This is a genomic window from Mycobacterium sp. 1164985.4, assembly GCF_001668575.1.
Classification (GTDB): Bacteria; Actinomycetota; Actinomycetes; order Mycobacteriales; family Mycobacteriaceae; genus Mycobacterium.
In genome coordinates this window covers 81,747-95,128 of record NZ_LZMD01000061.1, presented here as the reverse complement: position 1 = coordinate 95,128, position 13,382 = coordinate 81,747, and the positions used below count along the sequence as shown (strand labels likewise).

Here is a 13,382-nt window from a genome sequence, read left to right as displayed (position 1 = left end):
CACGGTACGGTCGTCGTCGTGACGGACGTGCCGGCAATGTCGTGGGTGCAGGTTGTCGTCCTCGCGATCGTGCAGGGGCTCACCGAATTCCTGCCCGTCTCGTCCTCGGGACATCTGGCGATCACCTCGCGGGTCTTCTTCGCCGACGACGCGGGTGCGTCCTTCACCGCCGTCACCCAGCTCGGCACCGAATTCGCGGTCCTGTTGTACTTCGCCAAAGACATCGGGCGCATCGTCAAGGCCTGGTTCAACGGATTGTTCGTCACCGCGCACCGCAACGCCGACTACTGGCTGGGGTGGTATGTGATCGTCGGCACCATCCCGATCGGCGTGCTGGGGTTGCTGTTCAAAGACCAGATCCGCACCGGGGCGCGCAATCTGTGGGCCATTGCGATCGCGCTGATCGTGTTCTCGGCCGTCATCGCGGCTGCGGAGTACTTCGGCCGCCAAACCCGCACGGTCGAGAAGCTGACGTTCAAGGACAGCATCATCGTCGGCTTCGCGCAGTGCCTGGCGCTGCTGCCCGGCGTATCCCGCTCCGGAGCGACGATCAGCGCCGGGCTCTTCTGTGGCCTCAACCGTGAGGTCGCCGCCCGGTTCGGGTTCCTGCTCGCCATCCCCGCGGTGTTCGCGTCCGGGCTGTTTTCCCTCCCCGACGCCTTCCACCCGGTGGGCGAGGGAATGAGCGCCAGCGGTCCGCAACTGCTCGTGGCCACGGTCATCGCTTTCGTGGTCGGCTTCGCCGCAGTGGCGTGGTTCCTGCGGTTCCTGGTCAGGCACAGCATGTACTGGTTCGTCGGATATCGCGTCATGCTGGGCACCGTGGTGTTGATCTTGCTGGGAACGGGTGTAGTGACGGCGACATGACGGTGATCCTGTTGCGCCACGGGCGCTCGACCTCCAACACCGCGCACACGCTCGCGGGCCGGTCCGAAGGCGTCGACCTCGACGACAACGGGCGCGAACAGGCGCACGCGGTGGCGACCCGCATCGGATCGCTGCCGATTCGCGCCATCGTGCGTTCGCCGCTTCTGCGCTGCGAGCGGACCGTCGAACCGCTGGCCGCGGCGTTGGGCCTGACCCCGATCGTCGACGAACGGATTTCGGAGGTCGACTACGGCGCCTGGACGGGCCGCAAGATCGCCGATCTAGTCAAAGAACCGCTGTGGTCGGTGGTGCAGCAGCAGCCGAGCGCCGCGGTCTTCCCCGACGGCGAAGGCCTCGCCCACGTGCAGTCCCGCGCCGTGGCCGCGGTGCGTGAGCACGACCGTCGACTCGCCGAGGAGCACGAGGGCGACGTGCTCTGGGTCGCATGCACGCACGGCGATGTGATCAAGGCCATCGTGGCCGACGCGCTCGGCACCCACCTCGACAGCTTCCAGCGGATCACCGCCGACCCGGCGTCCATGAGCGTGATCCGTTACACGTCGGTCCGCCCGTTCGTGATTCACGTCAACCACACCGGCGACCAACTGACGTCCGGCCTCGTGCCGAAACCGCCCAATAGCGACGGTCAGGCCGACTCCGGCGACGGCGAGGTGCCGCCGGAGGACGCCGTCGTCGGCGGATCCACCGGCTAGTCGCAATCACGGCTGACAAGCCCGAACCGGTATTTTGGAAAGTGCCCGGTATTTTGGAAGTGCTATGCCCCGCGCAATTCACGTCTTCCGCACACCCGACCGCTTCGTGGCCGGGACCGTCGGCCAACCCGGCAACCGCACGTTCTACCTCCAAGCCGTACACGACAAGCGCGTCGTCTCGGTGATTCTGGAAAAGCAACAGGTTGCCGTGCTCGCCGAGCGGATTGCCGCGCTGCTGCTCGAGATCAACCGCCGGTTCGGCACGCCGATCCCGCCCGACACCGGTGAGGTCGAAGATCTCAGCCCGCTGATCACGCCCGTCGACGCCGAATTCCGGGTCGGCACGATGGGGCTCGGCTGGGACTCCGAGGCGCAAACGGTGGTCGTCGAACTCCTCGCGGTGACGGAGACCGAATTCGACGCATCGGTGGTGCTCGACGATGCGGAGGAGGGCCCCGACGCGGTGCGCGTGTTCCTCACGCCGGAGTCCGCCCGCGAGTTCGCCACGCGCTCCAACCGGGTCATCTCGGCAGGCCGACCGCCCTGTCCTCTGTGTGACGAGCCGCTGGACCCGGAGGGCCACATCTGCGTGCGCACCAACGGCTATCGGCGCGGTGCCTTCGCCGAGTCCGACGATGACATCGACATCTGAGAGCGGGTCCGACGACGCCGTCCGGGAAGAGGTGTTGCGCAGCGGCGAGCTGACCGTCATCGGCCGTATCCGCTCGGCCAGCAACGCGACGTTCCTGTGCGAGGCGAATCTCGACGAGCGGCAAGTGCATTGCGTCTACAAGCCCGTTGCGGGTGAGGCGCCGCTGTGGGACTTCCCCGACGGCACGCTGGCCGGTCGTGAGCGCGGCGCGTATCTGGTGTCGGCCGCGTTGGGTTGGAACATCGTGCCCTACACCATCATTCGCGATGGGCCCGCGGGCAAGGGCATGGTGCAGCTGTGGGTCGACCAGCCGGGCGACGAGGTCGACGACGAACGGCCCTCCGGTCCGGATCTGGTGGATCTGCTTCCGGCGGGACGCATCCCGCCCGGCTTTCTGCCGATCCTGCAGGCCTACGACTACGCGGGCGACGAGGTCACCCTGGTGCACGCCGACGACGACCGGCTGCGCCGGATGGCGGTGTTCGACGTGCTGGTCAACAACGCCGACCGCAAGGGCGGCCACATCCTGTCCGGGGTGGACGGGCGCGTGTACGGCGTCGACCACGGGGTCACGCTGCACGTCGAGGACAAGCTGCGCACGGTGCTGTGGGGCTGGGCCGGTAAACCCGTCGACGATCAGACGCTCGAATCGGTGGCCGCATTGCGTGACCAGCTGCGGGACGGGCTCGCCGACGAGCTGTGCACGCTCATCACCGAGCGGGAGGTCGCGGCGCTGCTCGCCAGAATCGTTGCGCTGCTCACCGATCCGGTGATGCCCGGCCCCGATCGTCGCCGCCCGATCCCGTGGCCGGCGTTCTGACGCCGTGCCTGTCGCGCCGTTCGAGGACCGGTTGGTGATACTGACCTGATGAGCCTGACCGATGCGGCGCTGGCCGCCGAGGTGGCCGCCGAGGCGGGCGAGATGCTGCTGAAGGTTCGCGAGCAGGTGGGTTTCTACGACCCGTACGACCTCGGCGACACTGGGGACAAGCTGGCCAACAAGCTCATCCTCGACCGGCTCCGCGCGGCGAGGCCCGACGACCACGTGCTCTCCGAGGAGGCCGTCGACGACCTTTCGCGCGTGGACGCCGACAGGTGCTGGATCGTCGATCCGGTCGACGGCACCCACGAGTTCTCGATGCCGCGACGCACGGACTGGGCCGTCCACATCGCGCTGTGGCGCCGCGACGGCGGCCCCAACGGGCGCATCACCGACGCCGCGGTCGCACTGCCGGCCCGCAACGAGGTCTACCGCACCGACACCGTCACTCCGCCACCGCCGCGCACCGAGGGTCCGATCCTCATCACGGCGAGCGCGAACCGGCCGCCGCCGGTGCTGTGGTGGCTGCGGGACCGGATGGACATCCAACTGGTGCGGATCGGGTCGGCCGGCGCCAAGGCGATGGCCGTGGTGCGCGGCGATGTCGACGCCTACCTGCACGACGGCGGTCAGTGGGAGTGGGATTCCGCCGCGCCCGCCGGGGTGGTTCAGGCCGCGGGCCTGCACGCCTCGCGCCTCGATGGTTCAGAGCTGATCTACAACCGGCGCGACCCCTACCTGCCCGATCTGTTGATGTGCCGGCCGGAGCTGAGCGACGCGCTGCTGGAGGAGATCTTGGCGGCGTACCAGAGCCGCTGGCGGCGATGAACCGGGAATGAAATGACCGCCCGCGATGTCGGTGGAGTAGATGCCTAAAGTCGAGACTATGAATTCGTGGCCGGCTCCCGTCGTCCCGGCGCTGCCGGGTCGCGGACCCCAGCTACGTCTCTACGACAGCGCCGACCGACAGGTCCGGCCCGTCGGCGCAGGCAAGACCGCCACGATGTACGTCTGCGGAATCACGCCCTACGACGCGACGCACCTCGGCCACGCCGCGACCTACCTGACGTTCGACCTCGTGCATCGCGTCTGGCTGGATGCGGGCCACCAGGTGCGCTACGTGCAGAACATCACCGACGTCGACGACCCGCTGTTCGAACGCGCGCAACGCGACGGTGTCGACTGGCGCGAACTGGCCGACCGCGAGACCGAGCTGTTCCGTGAGGACATGGCGGCGCTGCGGGTGTTGCCGCCGCACGACTACGTCGCCGCGACCGAGGCCATCGCCGAGGTCATCGAGGTCGTCGAGAAGCTGCTGGCATCCGGTGCGGCCTACGTCGTCGAGGACGCCGAGTACCCCGACGTGTACTTCCGCGCCGACGCCACCACCCAGTTCGGCTACGAGTCCGGATACGACCGCGACACCATGCGCCGGCTGTTCGCCGAACGCGGCGGCGACCCCGACCGACCCGGCAAGGGCGACGAACTCGACGCGCTGTTGTGGCGTGCGCAGCGGCCGGGGGAGCCGAGCTGGCCGTCGCCGTTCGGGCCGGGGAGGCCCGGGTGGCACGTGGAATGCGCCGCGATCGCGTTGAGCCGCATCGGCACCGACCTCGACATCCAGGGCGGCGGCAGTGACCTGATCTTCCCGCACCACGAGTTCTCGGCCGCCCACGCCGAATCCGTTACGGGCGAGCGGAGATTCGCGCGTCACTACGTCCACGCCGGGATGATCGGCTGGGACGGCCACAAGATGAGCAAGAGCCGCGGGAACCTGGTGCTGGTCTCGCGCCTGCGCGCCGAGGGCGTCGACCCCGCCGCGATCCGGCTGGGGCTGTTCGCCGGGCACTACCGCGCCGATCGGTACTGGAGCGACGCGGTGCTCGCCGAGGCGGTCGAGCGGCTGGGCCGCTGGCGTACCGCGGTGGCGCTGCCCGCCGCGCCCAATGCGAGCGACGTGGTGAGCCGCGTCCGCCGGTACCTCGCCGACGATCTTGATACCCCCAAAGCGCTTGCCGCGCTGGATGGTTGGACCACCGACGCGCTCACCTACGGCGGGCATGATCCCGAGGCCGGGCACACGGTGGCGGCCGTCGTCGACGCGCTGCTGGGCATTCGGCTGTAGAACATCGCGGTGGTCCCACCGGGCGGGGTACGTTGTCGCCCATGGTTTCTGTGAACGGCAAAGTCGTCCTCATCACCGGCGGGGCGAACGGCATCGGCGAAGAGGTCGCCAGCCGCCTGCACGGTAAGGGCGCGAAGTTGGTGCTGACCGACCTGGACGGGAAACGTCTGGATGAGGTCGCCGCGCGGTTCGGCAACGAGGGTGTGGTCACCGCCGTCGCCGACGTGCGGGATCTGGCCGCGATGGAGTCCGCCGTCGCCAAGGGTGCGGAGCGGTTCGGCGGCATCGACATCGTGATGGCCAACGCGGGCATCGCGACGTACGGGTCGGTGCTGCAGGTCGACCCGATGGCGTTCCGCACGCTGATCGACGTCAACGTCGTGGGCGTCTTCCATACGGTGCGCGCGGCGCTGCCATCGGTGATCGAGCGCCGCGGTTATGTGCTGATCGTGTCCTCGGCGGCCGCCTATGCGGCCTCGGCCGGCATGGCCCCCTACGACGCGTCCAAGGCGGCGGTGGAGCACTTCGCCAACGCGTTGCGCCTCGAGGTGGCGCACCGCGGCGTCGACGTGGGGTCGGCGCACATGCTCTGGATCGACACCCCGCTGGTGCAGGAGAGCCGGTCGGACCTGCCGAGCGCCCGCGCGATGCTCGACGGCCTGCCGGGGCCGCTGGGTAGGACCACGTCGGTGCGCGAGTGCGGGGAGTTGTTCGTCAAGGGCATCGAGGAGCGCAAGCGGCAGATCAACTGCCCCCGCTTCGTCGGCCTCATGCGCTGGCTCAAGCCGCTGTTGTCGTCGCGGCTGGGGGAGCGCGCCTCGCTCAGGTCGGTACCCGAACTGCTGCCGAAGATGGACGCCGAGGTCGCGGCGCTGGGCCGCTCGATGAGCGCGCGCACCGAAGCGCTGGAACAGCGTTGATCCGACGGATCGCGGTGCTGGTAACGGCCACACTGCTGGCCGCGTGCGGCTCAACCGATTCGAAGGAGACCGCGACACCTGCGCCGCCGCCCCCCAGTGATGCGGCGGTGAGCCCCGAGCAGGCCAGGGCGATCGCCAGGGAGGCCTACATCTACGGCTTCCCGCTGGTCGACAGCTACCGGATCCGGTATGCGTACTTCGTCAACAAGCAGAGTCCGGAGTACAAGGGCGGCTTCAACGAAATCCACAACGAGGCAAGGCTTTACACGCCCGAGGACACGGCGGTGCAGACACCGAACGCCGATACGCCGTACTCGATGCTGGGGCTGGATCTGCGCTCCGAGCCGTTGGTGCTGACGGTCCCGCCGGTCGAACAGGACCGGTACTACTCGCTGCAGTTCATCGACGGCTACACGTACAACGTCGCCTATGTCGGCAGCCGCACCACGGGCAACGGCGGCGGCAAGTACCTGGTGGCGGGCCCGAACTGGACGGGTGACAAGCCCGAGGGGATCGACGAGGTGATTCGCTTCGATACGGACCTCGCGTCGGTGATCTACCGCACGCAGTTGTTCGGCCCGCCGGATCTCGAGAACGTCAAGCGGATTCAGGCCGGCTATCAGGTGACTCCGCTGTCGGTGTATCTGAACCGGCCGGCGCCCGCGCCGGCCCCGCCGATCGACTTCGTGCCGCCATTGACTCCGGACCAGCAGCGGACGTCGCCGCAGTTCTTCGAGATCCTGGGCGTCACGTTGCGGACCGCCCCCACGCTGCCCGAGGAGCGAGAGCTCCGCGCGCGGTTCGCCAAGCTCGGAATTGGGCCCGAAGGGGACTTCGAGGCCGACAAGCTCTCGCCCGAGATGCGGGCCGCCGTCGAGGGCGGTATGGCCGACGCATGGGCCGAGCTGGACAAGCTGAAGAAGGACAAGATCGAGACGGGTGAGATCGGTTCGGCGCAGTTCTTCGGCACCGCCGCGGATCTGAAGGGCAACTACCTGTACCGGATGGCCGGCGCGGTGTTCGGGATCTTCGGCAACACCGCCGCCGAGGCGCTGTACCCGGGCATCGCCACCGATTCGACCGGCGCCCCGCTGACGGGCGCCAACAACTACGTCGTCAAACTCCCATCGGGTCAGTTGCCGCCGGTCAATGCGTTCTGGTCACTGACGATGTACGAGATGCCGCAGAGCCTGCTCGTCGACAACCCGATTCAGCGGTATCTGATCAACTCGCCGATGCTGACCAGCCTGGTACCCGACCCCGACGGCGGCTACACGGTCTACGTGCAGAACTCCTCGCCCGGCCCCGGCAAGGAGGCCAATTGGTTGCCCGCCCCGAAGGGGCCGTTCCAGATGATCATGCGGCTGTACTGGCCCAAGCCCGACGCGCTCAACGGCACTTGGAAGCCGCCGCAAGCCGTCAAGGCATAGCTATCCCCGGAAGCCGGGGCCGCGCCGGCGCAGATAGCGCTCGAACTCCGCGGCCAGCGCGTCGCCGTCGATCTTGCCGAGCGCCTCGGTCATGTCGACCTCGGCGTCGCCGCGTTCCTCGAGCGACTGCACGTACTCGGCGATCTCGTCGTCCTCGGACGTCATCTCCGACACCGCCTGTTCCCACTCCTCGGCGGCGGTCGGCAGGTCGGCCAGCGGCACCTCGATGTCGAGCACGTCCTCGACGCGCCGCAGCAGCGCCACCGTTGCCTTCGGATTCGGCGGCTGGGAGACGTAGTGGGGGACCGCGGCCCAGAACGTCACCGCGGGGATACCGGCCTGCACGCACGCGTCTTGGAACACGCCCGCGATGCCGGTCGGACCCTCGTACCGCGTCTCCTCCAGCCCGAAGACCTTCGCGGAGTCCGACGAATAGGCCGCCCCCGACACCGGGACCGGCCGCGTATGCGGCGTGTCGGCCAGCAGCGCGCCGAGGATGACGACGGTCTGCACGTTGAGCTTGTCGGCAATGGCCAAGAGCTCCGAGCAGAAGGTTCGCCAGCGCATATTGGGCTCGACGCCGTGCATCAGCACGATGTCGCGGTCCGATCCGGGCGGGCGGCAGTGCGAGATCCGCATCGACGGCCAGACCAGCTCTCGTGTGACCCCGTCGACCTGCCTGATCACGGGCCGGTTCACCTGGTAGTCGTAGTAGGCCTCGTCGTCGATCTCGACAATGGTCTCGGCCTCCCAGATGGCGTCGAGGTGCTCCACCGCATCGCTGGCCGCATCACCCGCGTCGTTCCAGCCTTCGAAGGCCGCGACGACGATGGTCTCGGTCAATTCGGGCAGGTCGGGCGGTTTGAAACCGCTCGCATCCGACAAGGTCACGAAGCCAGCGTAAGCCCTTCGGGGCGGGTAGGAGCGCCATCGCCACACGAGCCGATTTGATCCGCCGACTACCCTGGATCCGTGGCTGGCGTAGACGCTGTCGTGGGCAACACCGCTTTGCTCGACGCCTGTACGGCGCGGGTCATGATCGGTGCCGGCGCGATGCGTACCCGGCCTGCTGCAGACGGTTGCTTCGTCGGCGCCGTCGAGCTGTCGAACGATGTATGTTCCGACGTCACCGGGGCGAAATACGTTCGGCTGCACGTTGGTTGACCAAGGTGTCGACGACTTTGCCGACAGGACCCGCCAGCGCTGACTCAATGTCGCGTTTCGCCGGGCGGGTCAGGCCGATCGCCGCGACGAGATGGGCGTCCACACGTCGATCGGATGACAACGTAGACTTTCCTGGTCGAGAGGCGTTGCAACGGTTACCCGAGGAACTCTGTTCCCACTCGGTAGCCGCCACGCTCGGCAGAAAGCAAGGACGCCTTCCTCACCGGAAGGAGCGCATATGAACGCCGTTGAGCCCAACACCTTCGCGCAGAACCTCCGCCCAGACTGCACCGACGAACTGACGGCAGCACTGCGGCAGCGCATCCTGGTGATCGACGGCGCGATGGGCACGGCGATCCAGCGGGACCGGCCCAACGAGGCCGGATACCGCGGCGAGCGCTTCAAGGATTGGCCGAGCGACGTCCAGGGCAACAACGACCTGCTCAACCTCACCCAGCCGCAGATCATCGAGGCGATCCACCGTGAGTACCTCGACGCCGGCGCCGACATCATCGAGACCAACACGTTCAACGCGAATGCGATCTCGCTCTCCGATTACGGTATGGAGGAGTTCGCCTACGAGTTGAATCACGCGGGCGCAGCCCTGGCCCGTGCGGCCTGCGACGAGGTCGGCACCGCCGACAAGCCGCGCTACGTCGCCGGCGCGCTCGGGCCGACGACGCGGACAGCGTCGATCTCCCCGGACGTCAACAACCCCGGAGCCCGCAACGTCACCTACGACCAGCTGGTCGCGGCCTACCTCGAGGCCGCCAACGGCCTGGTCGACGGCGGTGCCGACATCATCCTGGTGGAGACGATCTTCGACACGCTGAACGCCAAGGCCGCGGTGTTCGCCATCGAGACGCTGTTCGAGGAGCGCGGACGCCGCTGGCCGGTGATCATCTCGGGCACCATCACCGACGCGTCGGGACGAACGCTGTCCGGCCAGGTCACCGAGGCGTTCTGGAACTCGATCCGGCACGCCAAGCCGCTGGCGGTCGGCCTGAACTGCGCGCTGGGTGCACCCGAGATGAGGCCGTATATCGCCGAGATCTCGCGCATCGCCGACACGTTCGTCTCCTGCTACCCGAATGCCGGCCTGCCCAACGCGTTCGCCGAGTACGACGAAACACCCGACAGCCAGGCCGGGTACGTCGCCGACTTCGCCGACGCGGGCTTCGTCAACATGGTCGGTGGGTGCTGCGGTACGACGCCGGCGCACATCGCCAAAATCGCCAAGGCCGTCGAGGGGAAGGCACCGCGCCAGGTGCCGGACATCCCGGTGGCCACCCGGCTGGCGGGCCTGGAGCCGCTGAACATCGACGACAACTCCCTGTTCGTGAACATCGGTGAGCGCACCAACATCACCGGCTCGGCCCGGTTCCGCAACCTGATCAAGGCCGAGGATTACGACACCGCGCTGTCGGTGGCCCTGCAGCAGGTCGAGGTCGGTGCGCAGGTCATCGACATCAACATGGACGAGGGCATGATCGACGGCGTCGCCGCGATGGACCGGTTCACCCGGCTGATCGCGGCCGAGCCCGACATCAGCCGCGTGCCGGTGATGATCGACTCCTCCAAGTGGGAGGTCATCGAGGCGGGCCTGAAGAACGTGCAGGGCAAGCCGATCGTCAACTCGATCTCCCTGAAGGAGGGCGAGGAGAAGTTCGTCCGTGAGGCGCGGCTGTGCCGCAAGTACGGCGCCGCCGTCGTCGTGATGGCGTTCGACGAGCAGGGCCAGGCCGACAACCTGGAGCGTCGCAAGCAGATCTGCGGGCGCGCCTACCGGATCCTGACCGAGGAGGTCGGCTTCCCGGCCGAGGACATCATCTTCGACCCGAACTGCTTCGCGCTGGCCACCGGCATCGAAGAGCACGCGACCTACGGCATCGACTTCATCGAGGCGTGCGCCTGGATCAAGGAGAACCTCCCCGGGGTGCACCTCTCCGGCGGCATCTCCAACGTGTCGTTCTCGTTCCGCGGCAACAACCCTGTGCGCGAGGCGATCCACGCGGTGTTCTTGTTCCACGCCATCAAGGCCGGCCTGGACATGGGCATCGTCAACGCGGGTGCCCTGGTGCCCTACGACTCGATCGATCCGGAGTTGCGGGATCGCATCGAGGACGTCGTGCTGAACCGCCGTGAGGACGCGGCCGAACGTCTGCTCGAGATCGCTGAGCGGTTCAACACCACGGAGAAGGGCGAGGACCCCGCGGAGGCCGAGTGGCGCAGCCTGCCGGTGCGCGAGCGGATCACGCACGCCCTGGTGAAGGGCATTGACGCGCATGTCGACGACGACACCGAGGAATTGCGGGCCGAGATCGCCGCCGCGGGTGGGCGTCCGATCGAGGTGATCGAGGGACCGCTGATGGACGGCATGAACGTCGTCGGCGACCTGTTCGGCTCGGGCAAGATGTTCCTGCCCCAGGTCGTGAAGTCGGCGCGCGTGATGAAGAAGGCCGTCGCCTACCTGCTGCCCTACATCGAGGCGGAGAAGGTGGAGGCCGGGACAACCGGCTCAAAAGACACCAACGGCACGATCGTGATGGCGACCGTCAAGGGCGACGTCCACGACATCGGCAAGAACATCGTCGGAGTTGTGTTGCAGTGCAACAACTTCGAAGTGATCGACCTCGGCGTGATGGTGCCGGCCCAGAAGATCCTGGACGCAGCCAAGGAGCACGACGCCGATATCATCGGGCTGTCCGGCCTGATCACCCCGTCGCTGGACGAGATGGTCAACTTCGCCGTCGAGATGGAACGCGAAGGGCTCGAGATCCCGCTGCTGATCGGCGGCGCGACCACGTCACGCGCGCATACCGCGGTCAAGGTGGCGCCGCGCCGCAGCGGTCCGGTGGTCTGGGTCAAGGACGCGTCACGTTCGGTGCCGGTCGCGGCCGCACTGCTCGACGACAAGCAGCGCCCGGCGCTGCTGGAGGCGACCGAGAAGGACTACGCATCGCTGCGGGAACGGCACGCCCAGAAAAACGAGCGGCCCACGGTGACGCTGGAGAAGGCCCGCGCGAACCGCACCCCGATCGATTGGGACGGCTACACGCCGCCCGTGCCCGCCCAGGGCCTCGGCGTGCGGGAGTTCCTCGATTACGATCTCGCCGAGTTACGCGAATTCATCGATTGGCAGCCGTTTTTCAACGCCTGGGAGATGAAGGGCCGCTTCCCGGACATCCTGAACAACCCGGCTTCGGGTGAGGCCGCGCGCAAGCTGTTCGACGACGCCCAAGAGATGCTCGACACCGTCATCAAGGAGAAGTGGCTCACGGCCAACGGCGTGATCGGCTTCTACCCGGCCAACGCGGTCGGCGACGACGTCGAGGTCTACACCGACGACACGCGTGGCGAGGTGCTCACGACCCTGCACAACCTGCGTCAGCAGGGCGAGCACCGCGAGGGCATTCCGAACCGGTCTCTCGGCGACTTCATCGCGCCCAAGGACACCGGGCTGGCGGACTACATCGGCACTTTCGCCGTGACCGCGGGGCTCGGCAGCGCCGAGAGGATCGCCGAGTTCAAGGCGGCGCACGACGACTACAGCGCGATCCTGCTGGAGTCGCTCGCCGACCGGCTGGCCGAGGCGTTCGCCGAACGGCTGCACCAGCGGGTCCGCACGGAGTTCTGGGGTTACCAGCCCGACGAGCAGCTCGACAACGAGGCGCTCATCGAAGAGAAGTACGTCGGAATCCGCCCCGCGCCCGGCTATCCGGCGTGCCCGGAGCACACCGAGAAGGTGACGATCTGGGAGCTGATGGACGTCAAGGAGCGCACCGGCATCGAGCTGACCGAGTCGATGGCGATGTGGCCCGGCGCCGCCGTCAGCGGCCTGTACTTCTCGCATCCGCAGTCCCAGTACTTCGTGGTCGGCCGGCTCGCGCAGGATCAGGTCGCCGACTATGCGAAGCGCAAGGGCTGGACGCTGAAGGAGGCCGAGCGCTGGCTGTCCTCTAACCTCGGCTACAACCCCGAGGATTGAGCACCATGAGAGCCGTTCTGTTCGATATGGACGGCACCCTCGTCGATTCCGAAAAGCTGTGGGACATCTCGCTTGCGGCGCTCTACACCGAACTGGGCGGTGAGCTGACTCCACAGGTGCGCGAATCGATGGTCGGTGGTTCGGCCGAGGACACCATCGCCACCGTGTACACCGACCTCGGCCTCGATCCGGATCCGCGCGCCATGGCCGAATCGAGCCGGTGGCTGCACGATTACACGGCCGGGTTGTTCGACGAAGGCCTGCCGTGGTGCGAGGGGGCGCAGGAGTTGCTGGAAGAGCTTGCCGCGCAGGAAGTCCCGATGGCTTTGGTCACCAACACACTGCGCGCGTTGACCGATCGCGCGTTGAACAGTGTTGGCGCACATTACTTCTCGGTGACAGTGTGCGGTGACGAGGTGGCCCGCGGCAAACCCGCGCCCGACGTCTACGAGCGCGCGGCGGCGCTACTGGGTCTCGATCCGGGTGCGTGCCTGGCCATCGAAGACTCGGTCACCGGCACGGCCGCCGCCGAGGGCGCCGGATGCCCGGTGCTGGTGGTACCCAACGACGTAGCGGTGCCCACCGGCCCGCGGCGCCGACAGATTTCCTCGCTCGCCGGGATGCGCGCCGCAGACCTACGGCGCGTCCATTCCGAACTGATGACGACGCCCGGGGAACGCACCGCCTGACCACCGGTCTGTGA

Annotated in this window: 12 protein-coding genes; 11 read left to right on the top strand and 1 reads right to left on the bottom strand. The window is 67.7% G+C overall.

Going from position 1 to position 13,382, the window contains the following annotated elements:
- Positions 1-36 precede the first annotated feature (36 nt).
- The 8 genes from A5650_RS11640 to A5650_RS11605 all read left to right on the top strand — a co-directional run bounded on the left by A5650_RS11640 (position 37) and on the right by A5650_RS11605 (position 7,527).
- A complete protein-coding gene (locus tag A5650_RS11640) occupies positions 37-867 on the top strand; it encodes an undecaprenyl-diphosphate phosphatase (protein WP_067290890.1) in 831 nt (276 codons plus the stop codon).
- Positions 864-1,580 (top strand): histidine phosphatase family protein, encoded by a 717-nt coding sequence (locus A5650_RS11635; protein WP_067290887.1) that lies wholly within the window; start codon positions 864-866, stop codon positions 1,578-1,580. The genes A5650_RS11640 and A5650_RS11635 overlap by 4 nt, the downstream gene beginning before the upstream one ends.
- 64 nt (positions 1,581-1,644) lie before the next feature.
- A complete protein-coding gene (locus A5650_RS11630; RefSeq protein WP_067085215.1) occupies positions 1,645-2,232 on the top strand; it encodes a DUF3090 domain-containing protein in 588 nt (195 codons plus the stop codon).
- Positions 2,216-3,052, top strand: coding sequence for an SCO1664 family protein (locus A5650_RS11625; protein ID WP_156744102.1), 837 nt, complete (start codon positions 2,216-2,218; stop codon positions 3,050-3,052). The genes A5650_RS11630 and A5650_RS11625 overlap by 17 nt, the downstream gene beginning before the upstream one ends.
- A 48-nt stretch (positions 3,053-3,100) precedes the next feature.
- On the top strand, positions 3,101-3,880 hold the full coding sequence (locus A5650_RS11620) for a 3'(2'),5'-bisphosphate nucleotidase CysQ (protein ID WP_067290880.1): 780 nt from the start codon (positions 3,101-3,103) through the stop codon (positions 3,878-3,880).
- Positions 3,881-3,938: 58 nt separating this feature from the next.
- Positions 3,939-5,177 carry a cysteine--1-D-myo-inosityl 2-amino-2-deoxy-alpha-D-glucopyranoside ligase gene (gene mshC, locus A5650_RS11615; RefSeq protein ID WP_067290876.1) on the top strand — a complete coding sequence of 413 codons (1,239 nt, stop codon included), beginning with the start codon at positions 3,939-3,941 and terminating at the stop codon, positions 5,175-5,177.
- A gap of 41 nt (positions 5,178-5,218) precedes the next feature.
- Positions 5,219-6,097, top strand: coding sequence for an SDR family oxidoreductase (locus tag A5650_RS11610; protein ID WP_067290873.1), 879 nt, complete (start codon positions 5,219-5,221; stop codon positions 6,095-6,097).
- A complete protein-coding gene (locus A5650_RS11605) occupies positions 6,094-7,527 on the top strand; it encodes a DUF1254 domain-containing protein (RefSeq protein WP_067290871.1) in 1,434 nt (477 codons plus the stop codon). The genes A5650_RS11610 and A5650_RS11605 overlap by 4 nt, the downstream gene beginning before the upstream one ends.
- On the opposite strand, the gene A5650_RS11600 is transcribed toward A5650_RS11605, so the two are convergent.
- Positions 7,528-8,418 carry a PAC2 family protein gene (locus A5650_RS11600; RefSeq protein ID WP_067290868.1) on the bottom strand — a complete coding sequence of 297 codons (891 nt, stop codon included), beginning with the start codon at positions 8,416-8,418 and terminating at the stop codon, positions 7,528-7,530.
- An 81-nt stretch (positions 8,419-8,499) separates the two neighbouring features.
- On the opposite strand from A5650_RS11600, the gene A5650_RS26790 reads away from it, so the two are divergent.
- The 3 genes from A5650_RS26790 to A5650_RS11590 all read left to right on the top strand — a co-directional run bounded on the left by A5650_RS26790 (position 8,500) and on the right by A5650_RS11590 (position 13,368).
- The gene (locus A5650_RS26790) at positions 8,500-8,691 is read left to right on the top strand and encodes a hypothetical protein (protein ID WP_156744101.1); all 192 of its coding nucleotides are present in this window, start codon (positions 8,500-8,502) and stop codon (positions 8,689-8,691) included.
- Between the two features lie 238 nt (positions 8,692-8,929).
- The gene (gene metH / locus A5650_RS11595; protein WP_067290865.1) at positions 8,930-12,679 is read left to right on the top strand and encodes a methionine synthase; all 3,750 of its coding nucleotides are present in this window, start codon (positions 8,930-8,932) and stop codon (positions 12,677-12,679) included.
- Between the two features lie 5 nt (positions 12,680-12,684).
- Positions 12,685-13,368 carry an HAD family hydrolase gene (locus A5650_RS11590; RefSeq protein ID WP_067290861.1) on the top strand — a complete coding sequence of 228 codons (684 nt, stop codon included), beginning with the start codon at positions 12,685-12,687 and terminating at the stop codon, positions 13,366-13,368.
- Positions 13,369-13,382: the final 14 nt, after the last annotated feature.

Coding starts and splice junctions, on each gene's coding strand:
- A5650_RS11640 (WP_067290890.1), top strand. CDS start 37: ATGTCGTGGGTGCAGGTTGTCGTCCTCGCGATCGTGCAGGGGCTCACC.
- A5650_RS11635 (WP_067290887.1), top strand. CDS start 864: ATGACGGTGATCCTGTTGCGCCACGGGCGCTCGACCTCCAACACCGCG.
- A5650_RS11630 (WP_067085215.1), top strand. CDS start 1,645: ATGCCCCGCGCAATTCACGTCTTCCGCACACCCGACCGCTTCGTGGCC.
- A5650_RS11625 (WP_156744102.1), top strand. CDS start 2,216: ATGACATCGACATCTGAGAGCGGGTCCGACGACGCCGTCCGGGAAGAG.
- A5650_RS11620 (WP_067290880.1), top strand. CDS start 3,101: ATGAGCCTGACCGATGCGGCGCTGGCCGCCGAGGTGGCCGCCGAGGCG.
- mshC (WP_067290876.1), top strand. CDS start 3,939: ATGAATTCGTGGCCGGCTCCCGTCGTCCCGGCGCTGCCGGGTCGCGGA.
- A5650_RS11610 (WP_067290873.1), top strand. CDS start 5,219: ATGGTTTCTGTGAACGGCAAAGTCGTCCTCATCACCGGCGGGGCGAAC.
- metH (WP_067290865.1), top strand. CDS start 8,930: ATGAACGCCGTTGAGCCCAACACCTTCGCGCAGAACCTCCGCCCAGAC.
- A5650_RS11590 (WP_067290861.1), top strand. CDS start 12,685: ATGAGAGCCGTTCTGTTCGATATGGACGGCACCCTCGTCGATTCCGAA.